This window comes from Psychrobacter sp. UBA6291 (assembly GCF_002439405.1).
GTDB lineage: Bacteria > Pseudomonadota > Gammaproteobacteria > Pseudomonadales > Moraxellaceae > Psychrobacter > Psychrobacter faecalis.
In genome coordinates this window covers 13,851-32,579 of the sequence record NZ_DJUD01000076.1, presented here as the reverse complement: position 1 = coordinate 32,579, position 18,729 = coordinate 13,851, and the positions used below count along the sequence as shown (strand labels likewise).

Below are 18,729 nucleotides of genomic sequence, written 5' to 3'. Positions count from 1 at the left end.
GTATATATTTTATTTAACTGTTTGCAACCCTTCAATTTAGTAGATTGTATGGCATTCGGTGGGTCATATAGTGAGTGAAAAGTAATATCGATACATCACGCACTGCTGATATCAATTTTTCTTGTTTGCTGTGCCTACGCAGACAGAGGCTACAAAAAATTGATATCAGCAATACCGTCGCGTTTTCAGGATGTTTTGACTGTATAGCGACCATTAATCATAGTAATTACCAACCATAACCAAACGGGCGATAACCGTAGCCAAAGCGTCCAGGTCCATAACCGAACGGATAGGGCGAGCGCAGATAATCAAGGTCGCGCTGGCGCATATAATAGTAGCGTCCTTGTGCGTAGGCTTCCTCAAGCTTTTCGATGCCTTCGAGCGGACAAACTGGCTGCCAATCATAACCTTCGCGGCCAAGTTTATAAGCATTGAGCTCGGTACAGTAGTTTTTTAGTCCTTGCTGACGACCTTGCTCCCACAATACGCGGTTTGGCGTTGCGCCAACGACACTTGAGCATTGATTGGTATAATTGCCAAAGTAAGCACCTGAGCGTCCATGAAGTCCATCGACATAGCCGACTTCTTGCCAGTTACTATTTTGGCATTGTTCAGGCGTCAGACTTTGGGTGGTCGCGCAGCCCGATAAAGTCAGTAAAGCTACGCCTACTAGCGAGATAGCCAATCCAGATTTACCCATAAGTTTGCCGACACTTTTACTTACTGATGCAGCAGTCGATGAGTTTTGCTTAAGAAGATAATTCATAATAAACCTGCGCGCGTTTAAAATTATGGTTTATCATAGCACCTTTTTAGGCGACCAACTTTTTGCATCTTGTTATCGGATCAGTGGTTTTATGTACTAAGTATTTGATATGCCACTATAAATAGCAAGGCGTTGGTAAATGTCAGGTGTGCCTAGCAGCTAGCCCTTTATAGAAGATAGTATTTACGAGCGCTTGTTTTTTAAAGGTTTACGCTCATTATAAGCGACTAGATAGTCGTCGTTTATATTTAAGCTGTTATATAAAGAGCCCTGCTGATAGGTTATTCAGCCCGTTTGAATCACTAGCATACCATTAATTTTGTTAAAAGGTCAGACTGTTATGGGAATGTGGATTGCGATCGCCATTGTACTATTTGTATTAGGGAGTATGATGGCGCTCAAACCTAGCGGTATCGACCAGCGTTTGGATAAGCTGCGTATGACGGCGCGCCGTTTGCAGCTCAATCCCAAGTTAGTTACTTGCCCTGATTGGGTAAAAGGCCGTGACAATGAGTATGGTCGCGGCATGATTGGGCAATATGGTTTGGTGCTCGATAATGTCAAGCTGCCATTAACTCGCTATCAGGTGCTAGATGGACAATGGCGTCCGGCAAGTAATGCCAGCAGTAGTGATAACAATAGCAGCGACAATAAAAGCTTACCCGTACAAGCCAATTTTAGCTTGGATAAAGAACCTTTAGCGCTGCCAGCCAGCATCGAGCCATTTGTGAAAGCGTTATTGGTGAAGTCGAATAGCATTGTTATTTATTGGGAAGATATTGCTTATGTGCGTCCGGCGACCAATCCTGCTTATCAGCAGCAAACGATTGAAAGCGACTTATTAATCATGAAAGAGAACCTTGAGAAATGGGCATTACAGATGCAAAAGTCGGCATAAAAAACGCACGGTGCTAGTAAAAAATTTTTTCGTCTCCATAAAGAGGCAATATGCAAGTCCTTTTGGCAAACTCTCAGTCATTTTAAGTTGACAGCTTAACGCTTTGCAGTGTAACGTCTTTATAACTGTATCTATGCGTTATGGTTATTGTTTGTTTTATAACCGTTTTTATCGGCCGCCATTACTACAATAATTCGCTGAGCCATTATAACTAACTATTATAAATTGCCAGCTGCCGAGTTTATCCTTATTTTAATTTACTTATTATGGTGTCGTCACTTATGGCAAAAACCGCAACCAAAAAAAGCCCAGCCACGGCAAAAGACCAACCCAAAGGCAAGTCTTTGGTGATTGTAGAATCACCCGCCAAGGCAAAAACCATTAATAAATACTTAGGCGACGACTTTATCGTCCGCTCAAGTATCGGTCATGTCCGTGATTTGCCAGTGGGCGCGAGCAAAAGCGCGAAGAAGCCAGCCGTGAGTAAAAAAGATGACAGCCTAAGCAAAGAAGAAAAAACCCAGCAGGCATTGGTACGGCGCATGGGCGTCGACCCAGAACATGACTGGGCGGCTGTCTATGAGGTATTGCCCAATAAAACCAAGGTTATTAAAGAGCTTAAAGCCTTAGCCAAAGACGCTGACAAAATCTATCTAGCAACGGATATGGATAGAGAAGGGGAAGCGATTGCTTGGCATCTCAAAGAAGTTATCGGCGGCGCAGACAGTAAATATGAGCGCGTGGTCTTTAATGAGATTACCAAATCCGCTATTCAAAATGCCTTTAAACAGCCTTCAAAGCTCGATATCGACCGCGTTAATGCGCAGCAAGCGCGGCGCTTTTTAGACCGCGTCGTTGGTTTTATGGTATCGCCGCTACTTTGGCAAAAAGTCGCTCGCGGTCTGTCAGCTGGTCGCGTGCAGTCGGTCGCCATGCGTTTGGTCGTCGAGCGTGAACATGAGATTCGCGCCTTTATTCCAGAAGAATACTGGCAGATTCACGCCGATACTCATGTTGCTGATAGTAAAGCCAAGAAAGCGGCAGACGCTGAGCACATTGCGATTCGTCTAGAGGCAACCAAGCAAGACGGCAAAACGCTAAAGCTTGTTAATAAAGAGCAGACCGATAAAGTCCTAGAAGTTCTTAATTCAAACGACTTTATCGTGAAAGAGCGCGAAGAGAAGCCAACGCAGTCGCGTCCGAGTGCGCCGTTTATCACCTCGACATTGCAGCAAGCTGCCAGTACGCGCTTGGGCTTTTCAGTTAAGAAAACCATGATTTTGGCGCAGCGTTTATACGAAGCTGGTCATATTACTTATATGCGTACCGATTCGACTTTCTTGTCTGGTGATGCATTAGCCGCCGTACGTGGCTATATCGAAGACAGTTATGGCAACAAATACGTGCCAGAAAAGCCAAACTTCTATGGCAATAAGCAAGGCGCACAAGAGGCGCATGAGGCGATTCGTCCGTCTAACGTCAATATGAAATCGACGCAGTTAAAAGGCGTTGAGCGTGATGCCATTCGTCTATATGAGCTGATTTGGCGTCAGTTTGTCGCTTGTCAGATGACGCCTGCGAAATACTTATCCGTGAATCTATTTGTCGCTGCCGGCGATGTCGAGCTAAAAGCACGCGGTCGCACCCTAGTGTTTGATGGCTTTACTAAAGTCATGCCACCAGCGAAGACTGACGATACTTTATTACCTGATGTCAAACAAGGTGATAAGTTAACGCTCGATAAGCTCGATCCGAGTCAACACTTTACCAAGCCGCCACCGCGTTACACAGAGGCAAGCCTTGTCAAAGAGCTTGAGAAAAAAGGCATCGGTCGACCTTCGACTTATGCGTCTATCATCTCAACCATTCAAGATCGCGGTTACGTGAAGCTTGAAAACAAACGTTTATTTGCTGAAAAAATGGGCGATATCGTCACCGACAGATTGACCGCCAGTTTCCCAGATTTGATGGATTATACCTTTACCGCTGCGCTAGAAGACAAGCTTGACCATGTTGCTGAAGGTGATACCGACTGGAAAGATGTCCTCGATAACTTTTATGGCGACTTTAAAAAGACTCTAGATCGTGCCAAAGAAAAAGATGGTATGCGTCCGAATGATCCAACCGATGTGCCAGACGTCCATTGCGATATTTGCGATCGTCCGATGCAACTACGTACCGGCTCAACGGGTGTATTCTTAGGCTGTACTGGCTATAATTTACCGCCAAAAGAGCGCTGCAAAGGTACCAAGAACTTGATGCCAGTCGAAGCGTTTGCCAATCTTGATGATGGCGACAGCGATGATGAAGCAGCCGAAGTTAAAGATTTGATGGAGAAAAAACGCTGTCCGAAATGCGGAACGGCGATGAATGGCTATATCGTCGATGGTGGTCTAAAGCTGCACATCTGTGGTAATAATCCTGATTGCGACGGCTATATCCTAGAAGAAGGTAAGTTTGAAGTACCGGGTTCAGATGCGCCAACCATCGACTGTGATAAATGCGATGGACAGATGGAACTGAAAACCGGACGTTTTGGGCCATACTTTGCTTGTCAGAAATGTGATAACACGCGTAAAGTGCTTAAAACTGGTGAAGCGGCACCGCCGCGTATGGAGCCTATCCATCTGCCGGAGCTAAAATCGACCAAACATGATGATTACTTTATCTTGCGTGAAGGGGCGGCTGGGATGTTCTTAGCCGCGTCTAAATTCCCAAAAGTACGCGAAACCCGTCCACCAAAGCTGGCTGAGTTACGCGAAATCAAAGATAAAATGGAAGATAAATTCCAGTATCTGTTTGCAGGTCCAGATGAGGATCCAGATGGCAATCCAACCATTCTACGTTGGTCACGGAAGAAAAAAGAGCAGTATATTGGCTCTGAGAAAAACGGCAAAGCCACCCGTTGGGGCGTGTACTGGCGTAATGGCGAGTGGGTAGAAGAGTAAACCTCTTTAATCACCTTATCTTTAAACCATAAAAAACCTCTTAGATAATCTAAGAGGTTTTTTGCTATTAACTTTTGGGCTATCAGTTCTTTTCGATGATACCGCAAGCAACGCGATCGCCTGCGTTACCAGCAGGCTGGCTCTTATAATCATCAGCACCGCTATGGACGATAAAGGCTAGACGGTTAACACTGTATTTACCTGCATCAGCGGCAGAGATTTTCTTATTCACATAGTTGATAGTAGCAACGCCATTCGCATCGGCGGTTAAGTTCGGCAAGTCGCCCGCATGACCATTCATATCATCAGGATGAGAATGCGGTTTTTTATCTGGATTAAAGTGACCACCAGCCGCTTTACCCATATCGCCGCAGCTACCCGTTTCATGAATGTGCAATGCCACAGTTTTACCAGGCTGCAGGTTCATGAGCTTACCATAAACTTGGACACCGCCATCTACTGGGCGTAGGAATACTTGACCCACTTCATTTTTATTACCAGCGACTGCATTGATAGTAGATTTTAGCGCAGGTTGGTTAAGTGGATTGCCCGTTTGCATTTGACCTTTGACGGTTTGGCAACCTGTCATCGCTAGAGCTGAACCACATAACAGGGCACTTGCAAGCATCGTCTTATTCATTATTATCTCCATTTATATTTATTTGTTGTGATGAATGTCTATTGTTTTATTAAAATACTCAACATTGCTTAATGTCGCAATCAGTATAGCCAAGGTTTAAATATAACTATTCATTAAATGCGCAACAATCGGTTAATAAATGTAAATAACGTATGCGTTTGAAAAAGGTTTACAGCGTTTTCTTTACTTCGTTTTGCCAAACTAAGGTTTCGCCTGTTGCCATCGTTTGCAATAAATTATAACGAGGCATATCGGTCTGATTATCTGCTGTTGGCGATGTTGGCTGTGAGGGTTGTAAGCTTAATGTTAGCTGACTGCTGCTATCACGCATCAAATCAAACAAAGCGGACTCGATTCTATTGCCTGTCTCACCGCAGCCCATTACAGTACTAATAATAGTGCCGACTTTGAAAGTATTATCATTGAGTAAAAAATAAGGCGCGCGCGCGCCGTTACAGCCTGAGCTAAAGGATGCGTACTGATTGTTAGGCCAACTTTCAAAGCTCGCTGAAATAGGATGATCTGGGTGATAAAAATTGCCCAAAGGTTTTCTAGTTAATTCCCCTTTTGCATCATAAGTATTACTGACGGCACTCACCAGCGTCCAATGATACTGCTCTAATAACTCGTTAGTAATGGGCAATCCAGCGGGAGTTGCCAATGCTTTAGGTGAACCTATAAAAATTAAGCGATTACCGTTTTCGATATTAAGTGCCAAACGTTTAGGGGCGGCTTGTATGGCGACTGGCGCTGATTCTGATGTTAAATACGAAGTTGTCAATAACTCAAAATTAAGCCTAATAGGTGCGTACTTAACAAATAACGATTGAATACTATTATCCTCTGTAATCACAGTTTTATTATCAAGGACATTGTCAAAGTCATGGTCATCGTTACAGTTCGCTGGAACTTTGGCAAGATGAGAATGATAGGGATAAGGCGGTGCGGACAGCGCATGAAAATCCATTCTATATTGCTCACAGCCTTGATGCAGACTGATTGAACTGGGATCTACTTGTAAGATAATCGGTGCAAAATTATTTATATCGACAGTTTTACCGTTTTGATTAATCACTTGCGCCAGCTGCCAATCATAATGAGCTACCCATTGCATTACTTGTGATTCTTTAATTACTATCTCGTCAGTAAAGTTAGATTTATCTTTAATAACAGGTGCGTTGACGATAGTGGTCTGCTGGATACTATTCAATGGCGCAGACTGGCAACCCATTAATCCCACTGCTACAGACAAGCTGATAATAGTTAATGAGCGCTTTATAGTTGGCAGGAGCATTGTAAAATCCTTTTTAAAAAATATGAAAATGAATAGGGGCTAATGTATTTTCTTTACTTCGTTTTTCCAAATCAGTGTTTCGCCTGATTCTAACTTTTGAGTAAGGAGATAGCTGGATTCAGAATTATCAGAAGGATTAGATATTCTCTGCTTATCAAGATTGTTCAGTGTTAACTGACTAGAGCTATAAAGCATTAGGCGGCTAAGGCTTGATTCAATATCATCAATGTCATCACCACACCCTACCATCGTTGAAGGGTTGCCACCAATTAGCAACGTTTGATTAGTAGATAAAGCATAAGACCCACCAGCCCCATTGCATCCGACAGAAAACCCAACATCTTGGCTAAAACTACTTTGCTGAGGATTGCTATAATCATGTGAACCAAGTCTGTAGTTTGCAGTAATAGGTACATCTGGACGATTAAATTTATTAATAGTTTTATTGGTATCGTCAGTTGCACTAATAAGACGCCATTGGTATCGCTCTAATAATTCATTGGTAAGCGGTATGCCGGCCACACGATATTCAGGCTTGGGCGTACCCGAAAAAATCAGTGTTTTTCCTTTATTAGTTTTTAGAGCCAGCTGTTTTAATGTCTTGTTAGAACTCTGTGCAGAATTTGGTAGTACTGGATCAAATCTGAAAGCTGTATCTGAATAGGGTATAAAAACACCATTTACGACATTTCCTGTTTTGTTTTTGATTGTGTTTTTATTACTCAAATTTTCGATAATTGAATGGTTTACTGTGGTGCAGTTATCATTATCAGATGGTTCTCTGACATTGATTTGCCCGTAAAGGTACGGTAATGGTAACCACATATCAAAAGAAACTTGGTGACGCTGACAGCCTTCTGTGAAAGTTAAAAGGCTTGGATGTACCTCCATTATCAAAGGCAGCTTTTGGTTAAAAGGCTTGATTCGACCCTTATCATCGCTGACATGGGTTAGTTGCCACTCATATTTTGTGGTGGTTTGAAACAGTCTGGATTCGAGCGTGGTCGCTGACCAGTTTTTATCGTCGATAACGGTACTGGTTTGTGCTGAATGATTAAGGCTGTTGGTTTGGCAGCCTAATAAAGCGAGGGGTAGTAATGTGCTTATTACAACTAGAGGCACCCTTAAATGATTTAACATTATGGCTATTACCAAATAAACATTTGTCTAAAATATAGCACAGGGTCTTAACCAGATTGTTTTTTATTATTACCAAAAAAAGCCGCCCATCATGACGACGAGCGGCTCTTTAATTTGTAAGACTAGATTAGTAACTAATCAGATTAGTTCAAATTAGTTATGCAGCGCTTTGCTTGAGGTTTTATCAACCGTCACTTTGGCAGGTTTAAGCGGCACTGGCATACTTACCAATGCTACTTTTAATATCTCATCAATCGTCGCAACTGGCTGAATAGTCAAGCCTTCTTTGACATTATCAGGGATATCGGCCAAATCACGCTCATTACTTTCTGGAATCAACACATGCTTGATACCACCGCGATGCGCAGCAAGTAGCTTCTCTTTGAGACCACCGATGCGTAGGATTTTACCGCGTAAGGTAATCTCGCCTGTCATCGCAATATCTGGACGAATGGCAATGCCAGTTAAGGCAGAGACTAGCGCTGTGGTTAGCGCACCACCAGCCGATGGACCATCTTTCGGGGTTGCACCTTCTGGCATATGGACGTGGACGTCAGTGGTTTTAAAGGTTTCGTAGTCGATACCTAAGCTATCACCGCGAGCACGGACCACGCTCATAGCAGCGCGAATCGACTCTTTCATTACATCGCCGAGTGACCCTGTAAAGCTCAGCTCGCCTTTACCTTTCATCGCCACCGCTTCGATGGTTAATAGCTCGCCACCGACTTGTGTCCAAGCAAGCCCAGTCACACGACCAATCTCAGGCTCTTCTTCTGCTAGACCGTAGTCATACTGATGGACGCCTAGATAGTCATCGATGTTTTTGTCATCGACTACTACCAGCTCACGTTCGGCTTTTTTAGGAGCACGTGCACCATGGGTTTCAACCGAACCGCGAACCACTTTGCGGCAGATTTTATTGACTTCACGCTCAAGGTTACGCACACCTGCTTCACGCGTATAGCTACGCACGATGCTATGTAATGCCGCTTCAACGATTTCAATTTCACCTTCTTTAAGGCCATTATTTTTAATCGCTTTTGGTACAAGGTATTTCTGCGCGATATTGACCTTTTCTTCTTCCGTATAACCCGGTAGACGAATGACTTCCATACGGTCAAGCAGGGCTGGCGGAATATCCATGCTGTTGGCAGTACAGATAAACATCACTTGTGATAAGTCTAAGTCCATATCCAAATAATGGTCGTTAAAGGTATCGTTCTGTGATGGATCTAGCACTTCAAGCAACGCTGACGCTGGATCGCCGCGGAAGTCTTGCGCCATCTTATCGATTTCATCCAATAAAAATAACGGGTTTTTGACTTCGACTTTTGCCAATGACTGGACGATTTTACCCGGCATAGCACCGATATAAGTACGGCGATGACCACGAATTTCTGCTTCATCGCGGACGCCACCAAGTGCCATACGTACAAACTTACGACCCGTGGCGCGCGCAATTGACTCACCCAATGAGGTTTTACCGACACCCGGAGGACCGACTAAACAAAGAATCGGACCCCGCAGTTTTTTCACCCGCGATTGTACAGCAAGGTATTCTAGGATGCGGTCTTTCACATCTTGCAAGCCATAATGGTCTTCGTCTAAGACGGTTTTCGCTTTATCTAAATTGATAGACACTTTGGTCGTCGCATTCCACGGCGTATCCAAAATCCATTCAATATAATTGCGCACCACTGATGATTCACTCGATGCAGGCGGCATCATTTTAAGTTTTTTCAGCTCTTGCTCGGCTTTTTTGCGCACATCTTCTGGCAAGTCAGCATCTTCTAAACGCTGCTCAAGCTCAGCCACGTCGTCTTCATCGAACGCGCCGTCATTCATATCTGACAGCTCGTTTTTGATGGCTTTCATCTTCTCGTTTAAGAAGTATTCGCGCTGATTGTCTTCCATTTGCTGACGAACGGCATCTTGGATATCTTGCTCGATATTTTGCTCAGCGCTTTGTTTAACGAGATATTCGGTCAAGGTATTGATGTGGGTTTTGATATCGTCTTCTTCTAAGAACGACTGCTTAATATCCAAATCCATCGACACGCGGGTTGAGATAAAATATACCAGCTCAAGCAAATCATCGATGCGTTTCGCCACGCGAGTTAGCTCACGAGCATTACGCAGACGAGCATCGGCATAGCCTTCAAATAGCGTCGTTAAGGCTTGAATGGTGTTTTTTTGTTGGCTCTCACTCATGCTGATATCGAGATCAGCACGCGTAAAGCTTGCCATCAATAGCTCGTCGTGATTTTCAATATTATCAACGCGCGCACGGTATTGACCTACCATGACAAGATGGTTCACCTTCTCAAAGATATTATCAACGCGCGCACGGTATTGACCTTCGATCAATACTTTGATGCAATTTTCATCGCTATCATGCGGCATAGTGCTGACGATGCGGCACACCGTTCCGTACTGATACAAGTTATCTTGATCAATATCTTCGGTTAGCGAGTCTTTTTGCGCCACGACCAATACTTTATTGCCGTATTCAGCTTGTGCCAATTCAACGGCTTTTACCGACGGCGCACGGCCGACAAATAAAGCAATTTGCATATGCGGATAGACAACCACATCACGCAATGCTAGTAGCGGCAGATAACTCTCTTCACCGTCTTTTGCCTTAACGCTTTCAGCTTCGATGTCTTCAGCGCTGTCCTGAATAGTTTTAGACGCCGAGACGTTTTCTAAGGTATCGTCAGATGAAGTATTTAGCGCCTTATCATCAGCAACGTTAGATGAAACGTCGACATCGATGTCGATATTGTCTTGGGCAATTTTATGTTCACTCATATATTCTTCCTCGTTCACCAGACTTGTAAAGTCAAGTTAGTGGTTCATGTTTAGATAAATGGTGTTGCTAAATGAAATTGCAAGGCTATATGACGAGCAGTCATGACAATATTGCGTCTTTATTTGCAGGGTCGCTCCTGTCTGCTAAGTTTTGCGCGTGGGATTTATAGCTAAAATCAGGTAAAATGACGCGCGTCTTAACCGCTCCGTTCAAATAGCAACTATATGGGTTAACGTGTGAGTTAAAACGCTAGGGCGAAAGAAATAGGTCGGCAATGTGCCAATAGTGTGCCAATAGTCAATAGCGGACCAAAAAACATAGGATAAGGGGCGAGAATATGACCATCAATGCGGTGCTACTAGCGGTAGTCATCATGCTAGGCCTGTCTTTGGCGCGGGTACACGTGGTACTCAGTTTATTAATCGGCGCGCTGGCAGGTGGGCTGATTGCGGGTCTTGGTATGACCGATACCTTAAATGCCTTTCAAGAAGGTATCCGTAATGGCGCGCAAATTGCGTTGTCTTATGCCTTATTGGGCGCTTTTGCAGTGGCGATTGCACATTCGGGTTTGCCGCAGTCTTTGGCAGGGGCGGTGATTAAACGCATTGATGCCGGTGGCACCAGTGGCATGATTAAATACATGCTGTTTGCAGGGCTCGTCACCATGAGCTGCTTTAGCCAAAACTTAATCCCGATTCATATCGCCTTTATTCCACTGCTTGTACCGCCTTTATTGCTTGCCTTTAACCGGATGCAGATTGATAGACGCCTGATTGCCTGTCTGATTACTTTTGGGCTGGTGACCACGTATATGTTTATCCCTTATGGCTTTGGCGATATTTACCTCAATCAGATTATGCTCAAAAACGTCGGTGAAGCGGGTATTGATATCAGCAATATCTCAGTGACTAAAGCCATGGCCATTCCAGCGTTGGGAATGTTCGTCGGCTTACTAGTAGCGGTATTTATCAGTTATCGTAAACCGCGCCAGTATCAGCAGTTGGCCATCGATAAACAAGCGCATGATGGGGCGGTAGAAGGCGATGCGTTAAGCAAAACAGCCGCTGAGGCACAAACACAAAGCAAAATGAAAACGCTTGTGGCAATAGCTGCAATTGTCACTGCCTTTGTGGTTCAGCTTTATACTGATTCGCTCTTGCTTGGTTCGATGTTTGGCTTTGGCGTCTTTATGGCAACCGGCGTGGTCAAATGGCGTGACGCCGATACGGTGTTTAATGATGGTATCAAGCTGATGGCGATGATTGGCTTTATTATGATTACTGCCCAAGGCTTTGCCGAAGTCATGAAAGCGACCGAGCAAATACAGCCGTTGGTTGATGGCGCGGCGTCATTGTTTGCGGGTAATAAAGCGATGGCTGCGTTTATTATGCTACTCATTGGCTTGATTGTGACCATGGGTATTGGTTCGTCTTTTTCAACTATTCCTATTTTGGCGGCGATTTATGTACCACTATGTATCTCTTTAGGGTTCTCACCTTTAGCAACCGTGGCGATTATCGGTACAGCTGGCGCGCTTGGCGATGCCGGTTCGCCTGCGTCAGACTCGACGCTTGGACCAACCTCTGGTCTAAACGTTGATGGTCAGCACGACCATATCAAAGACAGCGTGGTACCAACCTTTCTCCATTATAATATTCCGTTATTGGTATTTGGTTGGATTGCGGCGATGGTATTGTAGGTTTTAATATTTGTAAAATTCTCAGTAGTTTTGTAGGGTGTGCCATATGCACCTTACAGCTTTTATTAATTTTTAATCAACGCTAACCTTTAGAAAATACAATCTATTAAATGCAGGATAGCTATTATGAATATTCAAGATTTTAGTCAGAATGAAGTAGAGTTATTGTTACAAGGGCTTAGAGTTTTATTGTCTGAAAAATCAAAGAGCGATCCTGAATTGATACAATGGTCGTATGTGAGAAGTGATCCTTATATGGAAGTATTTGCTATTGATAAAGCTAAATACGAAGAAGAACGTAATTATATAATAGATCTAATTCGTAAGTTAGAAACAGGCTAACTCATTTATTAAAGACTAGATTTCAAACCCAGATTTAAAACGTCAAGTATTTTGCTACTAGCTGAGTAGGGTGCGCCCCGCGCACCGAAAAAGACTTACTTTAATTCATCACCCTCATCAAAACCTTTAATCTCACCATTCAAACCACGTAAAAACTTATCACTCTGAGCCAATAATTCATTCAAGCGCGCCTCGTTAATAATAGTCGCTAGCTCCTCAGCACTAAAGTCCTGCTCCTGACTATAATAAAGCTGCTCACGCTCTCCATCGTTATTATCCAATGTTTGCAAATACTGACTGACATGTTCTGCGCTAGACTTATCGTTCTTTTCACTATTATCAGTCATCAAAACCACCTCAAGCCACTTGGCGTAATTATGCCATCTAATGGTACATCCCATGGTTGACGTTCTAATTGCTCAACGACTTGAAAGTCGTAACACCAACCGATTTTTAACGGCTTTTTTAACCCTGTTCGATGGCTTTTACCAAGTGTCGTGTCATAAAAGCCACCACCCATGCCCATACGATTACCATCTTTATCAACCGCCACGAGCGGACAGATAATCACATCTAATTCGTGTGCCCAAAGCAATCGGCGATGGTGATTTTGTTTCATCCCTAAGCTATGAATGCGCGTCGGTATATTCAGCAGTTTCGACTGATAAATAGGTACAAAGCGCAGACGTTTATCATCATTACCATTTCTAGTACGACCGAGCGAACCAACCACAGGCAGATAAGGTAAATAGCCTAAGCGTTGACACCAGTCCAACAGTGGCTGAGTGGGTAGCTCACCAAAGCCATCATAATATAAGCCAATACGCGCACGCGGAGGTAAGCGCTGTTGCAACTTGATTAAATGCAAGCTTGCCATGCGCGCGTAATGTCTACGTTCGCCAGCCGTTAATTGCCGACGCTGGCGGGTAAATTGTCGTCTGGGTGGATTAGCCAAGCTATCAGCGACTTTAACCTCCTTTTTAGAGCGAGCGTCATCAGCCGATAACTCAGATATCGAATCAGATAATGCAGTAGCAGATTGTTGTTGGCTGGTGTTTTTAGACATCAGTTAGCCTCACGGACTTGGAGAAATTTGTCAAAAGTCATGCTATCATAACGCCACTTTACAGCGTATTTTCCTTTATGTGCAGCGTGTGTTGCACTTTTTTCAAAGCAGCTATACAACAAACCATCAAAGAGGGTAGTTATGTCGACACAGAATCAGGCAACTCGTACCGAAAAAGATACTATGGGTAACGTGGAAGTCCCAGCTGACGCTTATTGGGGTGCGCAAACTCAGCGTAGCCGCGAGAACTTTAAAATTGGTGGCGAGACATTGCCACGTCCGATGATTGAAGCAATGGCGCTAGTGAAAAAAGCCGCTGCCATTACCAATGCTAGCCTTGAGCGTATCGAAGGCGATAAGCGCGATTTAATCGTGCAAGCTGCTGATGAAGTTATCAACGGTGGTTTAACGGATCAGTTCCCACTCGTAGTATGGCAGACAGGTTCTGGTACCCAGTCAAACATGAACATGAACGAAGTGTTGGCAAATCGTGCCAACGAAATCGCAGGGAACGCGCGCGGCAGCTACACGCCGATTCACCCGAATGACCATGTTAACCATGCACAGTCTACCAACGACAGCTTCCCAACCGCGATTCGTGTGGCGGCTGCCCGTCAGATTAACAGCCTGCTTATCCCAGCGGTAAAAGCACTACGCGATACGCTAGATGCCAAAGCCAAAGAATTCGATAGTATCGTTAAAATCGGTCGTACGCATTTGCAAGACGCGACGCCTTTGACCCTAGGTCAAGAATTCAGCGGTTATGTCAGCCAACTTGACCATTCATTAACTCGTATCGATAACGCGCTACAAGGTCTATATGAATTGCCACTAGGCGGCACAGCGGTTGGTACAGGTCTAAACGCTCACCCTGATTATGCGGTAAAAGCGGCTGAGCAATTGGCTGAATTAACAGGCTTACCGTTTGTCACCTCACCAAATAAATTTGAAGCACTAGCCGCTCGTGATGCTGAAGTATTTGCTTCTGGCGCACTCAAAACGCTAGCAGGTAGCTTAAATAAAATCGCTAACGATGTCCGTTGGTTGGCATCAGGTCCTCGCTGTGGTTTGGGCGAATTGACGATTCCAGAAAATGAGCCAGGCTCATCTATCATGCCGGGTAAAGTAAACCCAACGCAGTCAGAAGCAATGACCATGGTCGTCGCTCAAGTCATGGGTAACGATGTCACTATCAGCATGGCTGGCGCGTCAGGTAACTTTGAGCTTAACGTTTATAAGCCAGTGATTGCCTTTAACTTATTGCAATCTATCAAGCTATTGGGTGACGCTTGCAACAGCTTTAACGAAAATTGTGCGGTTGGTATCGAGCCAGTCAAAGACAAAATCGATGACTTCTTGCATAATTCATTAATGCTAGTGACTGCTTTGAACCGTCATGTTGGTTATGAAAACGCAGCAAAAATCGCTAAGACTGCTTATAAAGAAAACAAAACTTTGAAGCAAGTTGCCGTTGAGCTAGAACTATTAACTGAAGCGCAGTTCGATGAGTGGGTCACTCCTGCTGATATGGTGCATCCTAAGTAAGTTATTTAAGGCTTCTTAGAATAGAAAAAGACCTTGCCAAGTGGTGAGGTCTTTTTTTGTTTTCGATTTTGGATCTGATACTACTTTTAGCTATTAATTGTTTCATTTGCTATAGAGATAATACCATTTACTTATTATCGTATTAAGTTTACTCTCAATAACAAAATTACATTCAATGAGGCAAAAAATGGCTTCCAATAAGAACCAACATTATGTACCTCAGTGTTATCTAAAAAATTTCTCCATAGATGAATCAAAAGCGGCCATCTGTGTTTATAACTTGGACAGAAAAAAGCTAATTAAAAATGCACCTATAAAGAACCAGTGCTCAAAAAACTATTTCTATGGTGAAGATCTTGCATTGGAAAAAGCGTTACAGCCGATTGAAGGTCAGTTCTCTGAAATAGTTCGCAATCTTGAAAACATAAATCACGTTCTGACAGACAATGACAAGCTATTTCTCATAGAATTTTGGCTACTTCAACGTGCAAGAACTGAGGAGTTCGCTAAGTCTACTGCTGAATCAACTGAACAAGATATAAAAACCTTGCTTTCTATTGACATTAAAATGGAAGTTAAAGAAGTTGTTCACAAAGTAATACAGTCGATCTTAAAAAATAGGCATTTAATTCATGACTTAAAGGTTTGCATTTTAAAGAACAATACTAAAACTGATTTCATAACCTCAGACCATCCAGCAGTACTCACAAATCGATGGTATTTTCTCAATAAAAAAGTGCAATTTAGATCTTTTGGATTACAGTCATCAGGAGCACTATTTATTTTACCTCTTACTCCTAGAATTATTATGTTGGCCTATGATAAAGATGTTTATAGTATTGCTAATATAAAAGGGTGGGTTCAGCTTAAAAATAGGTATGATATAGATGCTTTTAACTATCTTCAGTTACTGAATTGTCGAGCTAATATATACACAGCAAATCCAGATAGTGCCCTATATATAGAGAGTCTTCATAACGAAGTAGAGTATTCAAAATCTTTGCAAGGTCATAAAACAGAATTTTACATTTCAGATAATTCTGACGGCAAGATAAAAGATGAAAATCGAATTGACGTTTCTGAAATTAAAGTGAACCAAAAATTCTTCAAAGTCTCTCAAACTGTTTACGCTGCACCACCAATATGGCCTAGAGTAATAAATTGGAAGCCAAATGGGTTTATAATGACAAATGACACGTATGATGATTTTGTTCGTCAAGCAGTAGTAAAAAAAACAGGGCGAAGTGATTTTTATAAAATGTCGATCCGCAAAGGCTAGCTAGAGTCAGTAAAAGTAATTTTATTCAAACAACTAAACTAAATTTCTCTGATTTCTTAAAACTCAAAATATGTTTTTATTTAAACTACCTGCAAAAAAGCCAAGCAAAATGCTCGGCTTTTTTATATTAAATCTATCAAAAGCTCTAAAACTTATAAAGCAACCCTAACGTCGTTGTTGCATCCGTACGCGAGTCAACCATTGGGCTGTCGTATTGTTCATTTGGCAGATAGCTTAAGCTTTGATTGGCAAATCCTGCCCAGCGCTCATTAAAATCATAGTTGGCACTGATATTGATATAAGGGTTTAAGCTATTATTTGACTCATAAGCAGCGACGCCTGTCTTCGCTGCCTCTTGCGCACTAACGCCATAATAATAGTTATTGTAGTCGGCATCATGGTACTCAAAGCCAATGCTTGGATAGACGGTCAGCTTATCTTTAGTGATTTTGGCAAGATAGGTCAAGCGCGCTGTATTACCACCACTTTTATCTAAAACATCAGTCGCGACTTGCAGGCGGAAACCACCAACAGGCGTACGGCGCAGATAGGATAGACCGGCAGCGGCTGAGGCTTTACGCTCATCAAGACCTTGCAGCGCGCCAGTTGCATCGTCAGGGTCGAACTCACTGCCATCGAGCTGCGCATAAGCAGCTAGCTGATTGGTGCCATCATTGATGATATAAGCGCCCGCTTGCGCACCGCGTGCATAGATTATGTTGTTATCATAAAACACACCCGGCAATACTTTTATGTCGGTGCTGTCTTCCAAATCATAAGCCGACTTGACCGCCATGACGTTGACGCCAACGCTTAAAATGGCATCTTTATCAGTCGGTAAGTTGTTTTTAAACAGTGCGGCATTAGAGATGCTGGCGACACTAAATAGGGCAGTGGCGGTCAATGCGCTGAGGACAGTGCGCGTCAACGGTTTCGATAGCGCTGATGATTTAAACATGGTTTGCTCTCATAAGTGGGTGGGATAAACGGTAAAAAAAGCATTAAAAAGCATTGATAAATAGAATAATAAATAAGTCTGGCATTTTACTCAATGGCGGCGAGCACTTGTAGTATTTGCTGATGGATATCTTGCCACCACCAGACAAAACCAATACTGATCAGCAGCATGACCAGCCACGGTAGCAATTGCCAAATAAGCGTCGATTTGGTCGCTGTTTGTTGTTCGTTAATTTTGCCGTGATTAAGGGCTGCTTGATTGGCATAGTTATCTAAGGGTAAGTTTACAGCAGAGTCGTGATTAAAACTGTTGTTATTATCAAAATTACCCTCATTATCAAAGCGAGGAGCGTGGTTAGAAGTAGGGATAGAAAAGTCAGTATCACTACTTGTTGGAGAATTGATATAAGTAGCCTGATAAATGTCTTGCGCTCGGCTAGGCATATTCTGTAGCGTCGCAGCCAAGCGCTGACGGTAGGCAATGGCAAACGCCAATGCAATCACCAATCCTGTGACCGCGCCGCCAATATGACCAGCATTATCAATACCCGGTACGGCAAAGCCATATACCAAATTGATGCCCATAATAATGATTAGGCTCTTAAGATTGAGCACCATGCCATTGACTGATATTTTAAATAGCGCAGCTATCAATAGCGCGGCCCCTATACCCATGATACCGCCAGACGCGCCCGCCGATAGTCCGGGTTGTCCAGTGCCATCTAAGATGCCTTGCCACGTAATATGGTTGTTCAATAGGTTGCCACCGATTGCGGCAAGTAAAAATAACGCCAAAAACTTTGCTGAGCCAAACATCGGCTCAGCAATCTGGCCAAAAAAATACATGGCAAAACTATTAAACAATAAATGCATCAGACCGATATGCAAAAAGGCGCTGCTTGCCAAGCGCCATGGTTCACTGTCCATGGTATAAGGCAAAGCATTGGCGCCCCATTTTAGCAATGCTTCGGTCGATGGATTGTTGGCATCGACGCCGCTCAGCACCTGCATGATAAATAAGCCGATAAAGCTGACTAATAGCAAAGTGGTGACGGGCGCGGTTTTTAATAATTGTTGAATGGTCATAAACGCAAACTATCAATAAAAAGTGATGAGTAGAGTATAAAGGCTAGGGTTAAGGCGTGTCACCCATAAGTGGGTTATAGTCGATTCAACTGCAAAACGATATAGGGTTGCTAGAATAAATTTTTCGCAGCCTCTGGAGTGCGAAGCACACAGCAAGCAAGAAAAATTTATTCAAGCAGCAAGCTATTTTGGACATATCCTTTTCACACCGAACTGAATATATCAATATTTAATAAAGCTGGGTTTTTTGATAAGGA

15 protein-coding genes are annotated in these 18,729 nt (G+C 43.3%); 6 read left to right on the top strand and 9 right to left on the bottom strand.

What is annotated here, in order from left to right; genetic code table 11:
• Positions 1–226: 226 nt before the first annotated feature.
• Positions 227–766, bottom strand: coding sequence for a DUF2799 domain-containing protein (locus B3R91_RS13100; protein ID WP_286798072.1), 540 nt, complete (start codon positions 764–766; stop codon positions 227–229).
• Between the two features lie 340 nt (positions 767–1,106).
• Between B3R91_RS13100 and B3R91_RS13095 the strand changes: the two genes are divergently transcribed.
• Positions 1,107–1,664, top strand: a complete 558-nt coding sequence (locus B3R91_RS13095) for a hypothetical protein (RefSeq protein WP_193032204.1) — start codon at positions 1,107–1,109, stop codon at positions 1,662–1,664.
• A gap of 281 nt (positions 1,665–1,945) precedes the next feature.
• A complete protein-coding gene (gene topA / locus B3R91_RS13090; protein WP_286798070.1) occupies positions 1,946–4,612 on the top strand; it encodes a type I DNA topoisomerase in 2,667 nt (888 codons plus the stop codon).
• Between the two features lie 82 nt (positions 4,613–4,694).
• Here the strand turns inward: topA and B3R91_RS13085 are convergent, their stop codons facing one another.
• The 4 genes from B3R91_RS13085 to lon all read right to left on the bottom strand — a co-directional run bounded on the left by B3R91_RS13085 (position 4,695) and on the right by lon (position 10,260).
• Positions 4,695–5,252, bottom strand: a complete 558-nt coding sequence (locus B3R91_RS13085; RefSeq protein WP_068407176.1) for a superoxide dismutase family protein — start codon at positions 5,250–5,252, stop codon at positions 4,695–4,697.
• 169 nt (positions 5,253–5,421) lie between these two features.
• A complete protein-coding gene (locus B3R91_RS13080; RefSeq protein WP_286798067.1) occupies positions 5,422–6,546 on the bottom strand; it encodes an META domain-containing protein in 1,125 nt (374 codons plus the stop codon).
• 39 nt (positions 6,547–6,585) lie between these two features.
• Complete coding sequence (locus B3R91_RS13075) at positions 6,586–7,686, bottom strand: hypothetical protein (RefSeq protein ID WP_286798065.1); 1,101 nt, start codon at positions 7,684–7,686, stop codon at positions 6,586–6,588.
• Positions 7,687–7,839: 153 nt separating this feature from the next.
• Positions 7,840–10,260: an endopeptidase La gene (gene lon / locus B3R91_RS13070; protein WP_414707577.1), complete on the bottom strand. Its 2,421-nt coding sequence runs from the start codon at positions 10,258–10,260 to the stop codon at positions 7,840–7,842.
• Between the two features lie 575 nt (positions 10,261–10,835).
• Here lon and B3R91_RS13065 point away from each other — a divergent pair.
• Together B3R91_RS13065 and B3R91_RS13060 are read left to right on the top strand one after the other, a co-directional pair.
• Positions 10,836–12,197, top strand: a complete 1,362-nt coding sequence (locus B3R91_RS13065) for a Na+/H+ antiporter family protein (RefSeq protein ID WP_286798061.1) — start codon at positions 10,836–10,838, stop codon at positions 12,195–12,197.
• Positions 12,198–12,323: 126 nt separating this feature from the next.
• Positions 12,324–12,539 (top strand): hypothetical protein, encoded by a 216-nt coding sequence (locus B3R91_RS13060; protein WP_286798059.1) that lies wholly within the window; start codon positions 12,324–12,326, stop codon positions 12,537–12,539.
• Positions 12,540–12,634: 95 nt separating this feature from the next.
• Here the strand turns inward: B3R91_RS13060 and B3R91_RS13055 are convergent, their stop codons facing one another.
• Both B3R91_RS13055 and B3R91_RS13050 read right to left on the bottom strand, forming a co-directional pair.
• The gene (locus B3R91_RS13055) at positions 12,635–12,886 is read right to left on the bottom strand and encodes a hypothetical protein (protein WP_286798057.1); all 252 of its coding nucleotides are present in this window, start codon (positions 12,884–12,886) and stop codon (positions 12,635–12,637) included.
• Positions 12,886–13,605 carry a 5-formyltetrahydrofolate cyclo-ligase gene (locus B3R91_RS13050; protein ID WP_286798055.1) on the bottom strand — a complete coding sequence of 240 codons (720 nt, stop codon included), beginning with the start codon at positions 13,603–13,605 and terminating at the stop codon, positions 12,886–12,888. Before B3R91_RS13050 ends, B3R91_RS13055 begins: the two co-directional genes overlap by 1 nt.
• Positions 13,606–13,746: 141 nt before the next feature.
• On the opposite strand from B3R91_RS13050, the gene fumC reads away from it, so the two are divergent.
• Entirely contained in the window at positions 13,747–15,150 is a 1,404-nt protein-coding gene (gene fumC / locus B3R91_RS13045) for a class II fumarate hydratase (RefSeq protein ID WP_286798053.1), read from the top strand.
• A 187-nt stretch (positions 15,151–15,337) separates the two neighbouring features.
• Positions 15,338–16,429, top strand: coding sequence for a DUF4238 domain-containing protein (locus B3R91_RS13040; RefSeq protein WP_286798051.1), 1,092 nt, complete (start codon positions 15,338–15,340; stop codon positions 16,427–16,429).
• A 145-nt stretch (positions 16,430–16,574) separates the two neighbouring features.
• On the opposite strand, the gene B3R91_RS13035 is transcribed toward B3R91_RS13040, so the two are convergent.
• Both B3R91_RS13035 and B3R91_RS13030 read right to left on the bottom strand, forming a co-directional pair.
• On the bottom strand, positions 16,575–17,387 hold the full coding sequence (locus B3R91_RS13035) for a MipA/OmpV family protein (RefSeq protein ID WP_286798049.1): 813 nt from the start codon (positions 17,385–17,387) through the stop codon (positions 16,575–16,577).
• Between the two features lie 86 nt (positions 17,388–17,473).
• Positions 17,474–18,472 (bottom strand): rhomboid family intramembrane serine protease, encoded by a 999-nt coding sequence (locus tag B3R91_RS13030; protein WP_286798047.1) that lies wholly within the window; start codon positions 18,470–18,472, stop codon positions 17,474–17,476.
• Between the last annotated feature and the right edge of the window lie 257 nt (positions 18,473–18,729).

Excerpts from the sequence above, each read along its gene's own strand:
- B3R91_RS13085 (WP_068407176.1), bottom strand. The coding sequence starts at position 5,252 with ATGAATAAGACGATGCTTGCAAGTGCCCTGTTATGTGGTTCAGCTCTA.
- B3R91_RS13055 (WP_286798057.1), bottom strand. The coding sequence starts at position 12,886 with ATGACTGATAATAGTGAAAAGAACGATAAGTCTAGCGCAGAACATGTC.
- B3R91_RS13060 (WP_286798059.1), top strand. The coding sequence starts at position 12,324 with ATGAATATTCAAGATTTTAGTCAGAATGAAGTAGAGTTATTGTTACAA.
- B3R91_RS13040 (WP_286798051.1), top strand. The coding sequence starts at position 15,338 with ATGGCTTCCAATAAGAACCAACATTATGTACCTCAGTGTTATCTAAAA.
- B3R91_RS13030 (WP_286798047.1), bottom strand. The coding sequence starts at position 18,472 with ATGACCATTCAACAATTATTAAAAACCGCGCCCGTCACCACTTTGCTA.
- B3R91_RS13075 (WP_286798065.1), bottom strand. The coding sequence starts at position 7,686 with ATGTTAAATCATTTAAGGGTGCCTCTAGTTGTAATAAGCACATTACTA.
- lon (WP_414707577.1), bottom strand. The coding sequence starts at position 10,260 with ATGCAAATTGCTTTATTTGTCGGCCGTGCGCCGTCGGTAAAAGCCGTT.
- B3R91_RS13100 (WP_286798072.1), bottom strand. The coding sequence starts at position 766 with ATGAATTATCTTCTTAAGCAAAACTCATCGACTGCTGCATCAGTAAGT.
- topA (WP_286798070.1), top strand. The coding sequence starts at position 1,946 with ATGGCAAAAACCGCAACCAAAAAAAGCCCAGCCACGGCAAAAGACCAA.
- B3R91_RS13080 (WP_286798067.1), bottom strand. The coding sequence starts at position 6,546 with ATGCTCCTGCCAACTATAAAGCGCTCATTAACTATTATCAGCTTGTCT.
- B3R91_RS13050 (WP_286798055.1), bottom strand. The coding sequence starts at position 13,605 with ATGTCTAAAAACACCAGCCAACAACAATCTGCTACTGCATTATCTGAT.
- B3R91_RS13095 (WP_193032204.1), top strand. The coding sequence starts at position 1,107 with ATGGGAATGTGGATTGCGATCGCCATTGTACTATTTGTATTAGGGAGT.
- B3R91_RS13035 (WP_286798049.1), bottom strand. The coding sequence starts at position 17,387 with ATGTTTAAATCATCAGCGCTATCGAAACCGTTGACGCGCACTGTCCTC.
- fumC (WP_286798053.1), top strand. The coding sequence starts at position 13,747 with ATGTCGACACAGAATCAGGCAACTCGTACCGAAAAAGATACTATGGGT.
- B3R91_RS13065 (WP_286798061.1), top strand. The coding sequence starts at position 10,836 with ATGACCATCAATGCGGTGCTACTAGCGGTAGTCATCATGCTAGGCCTG.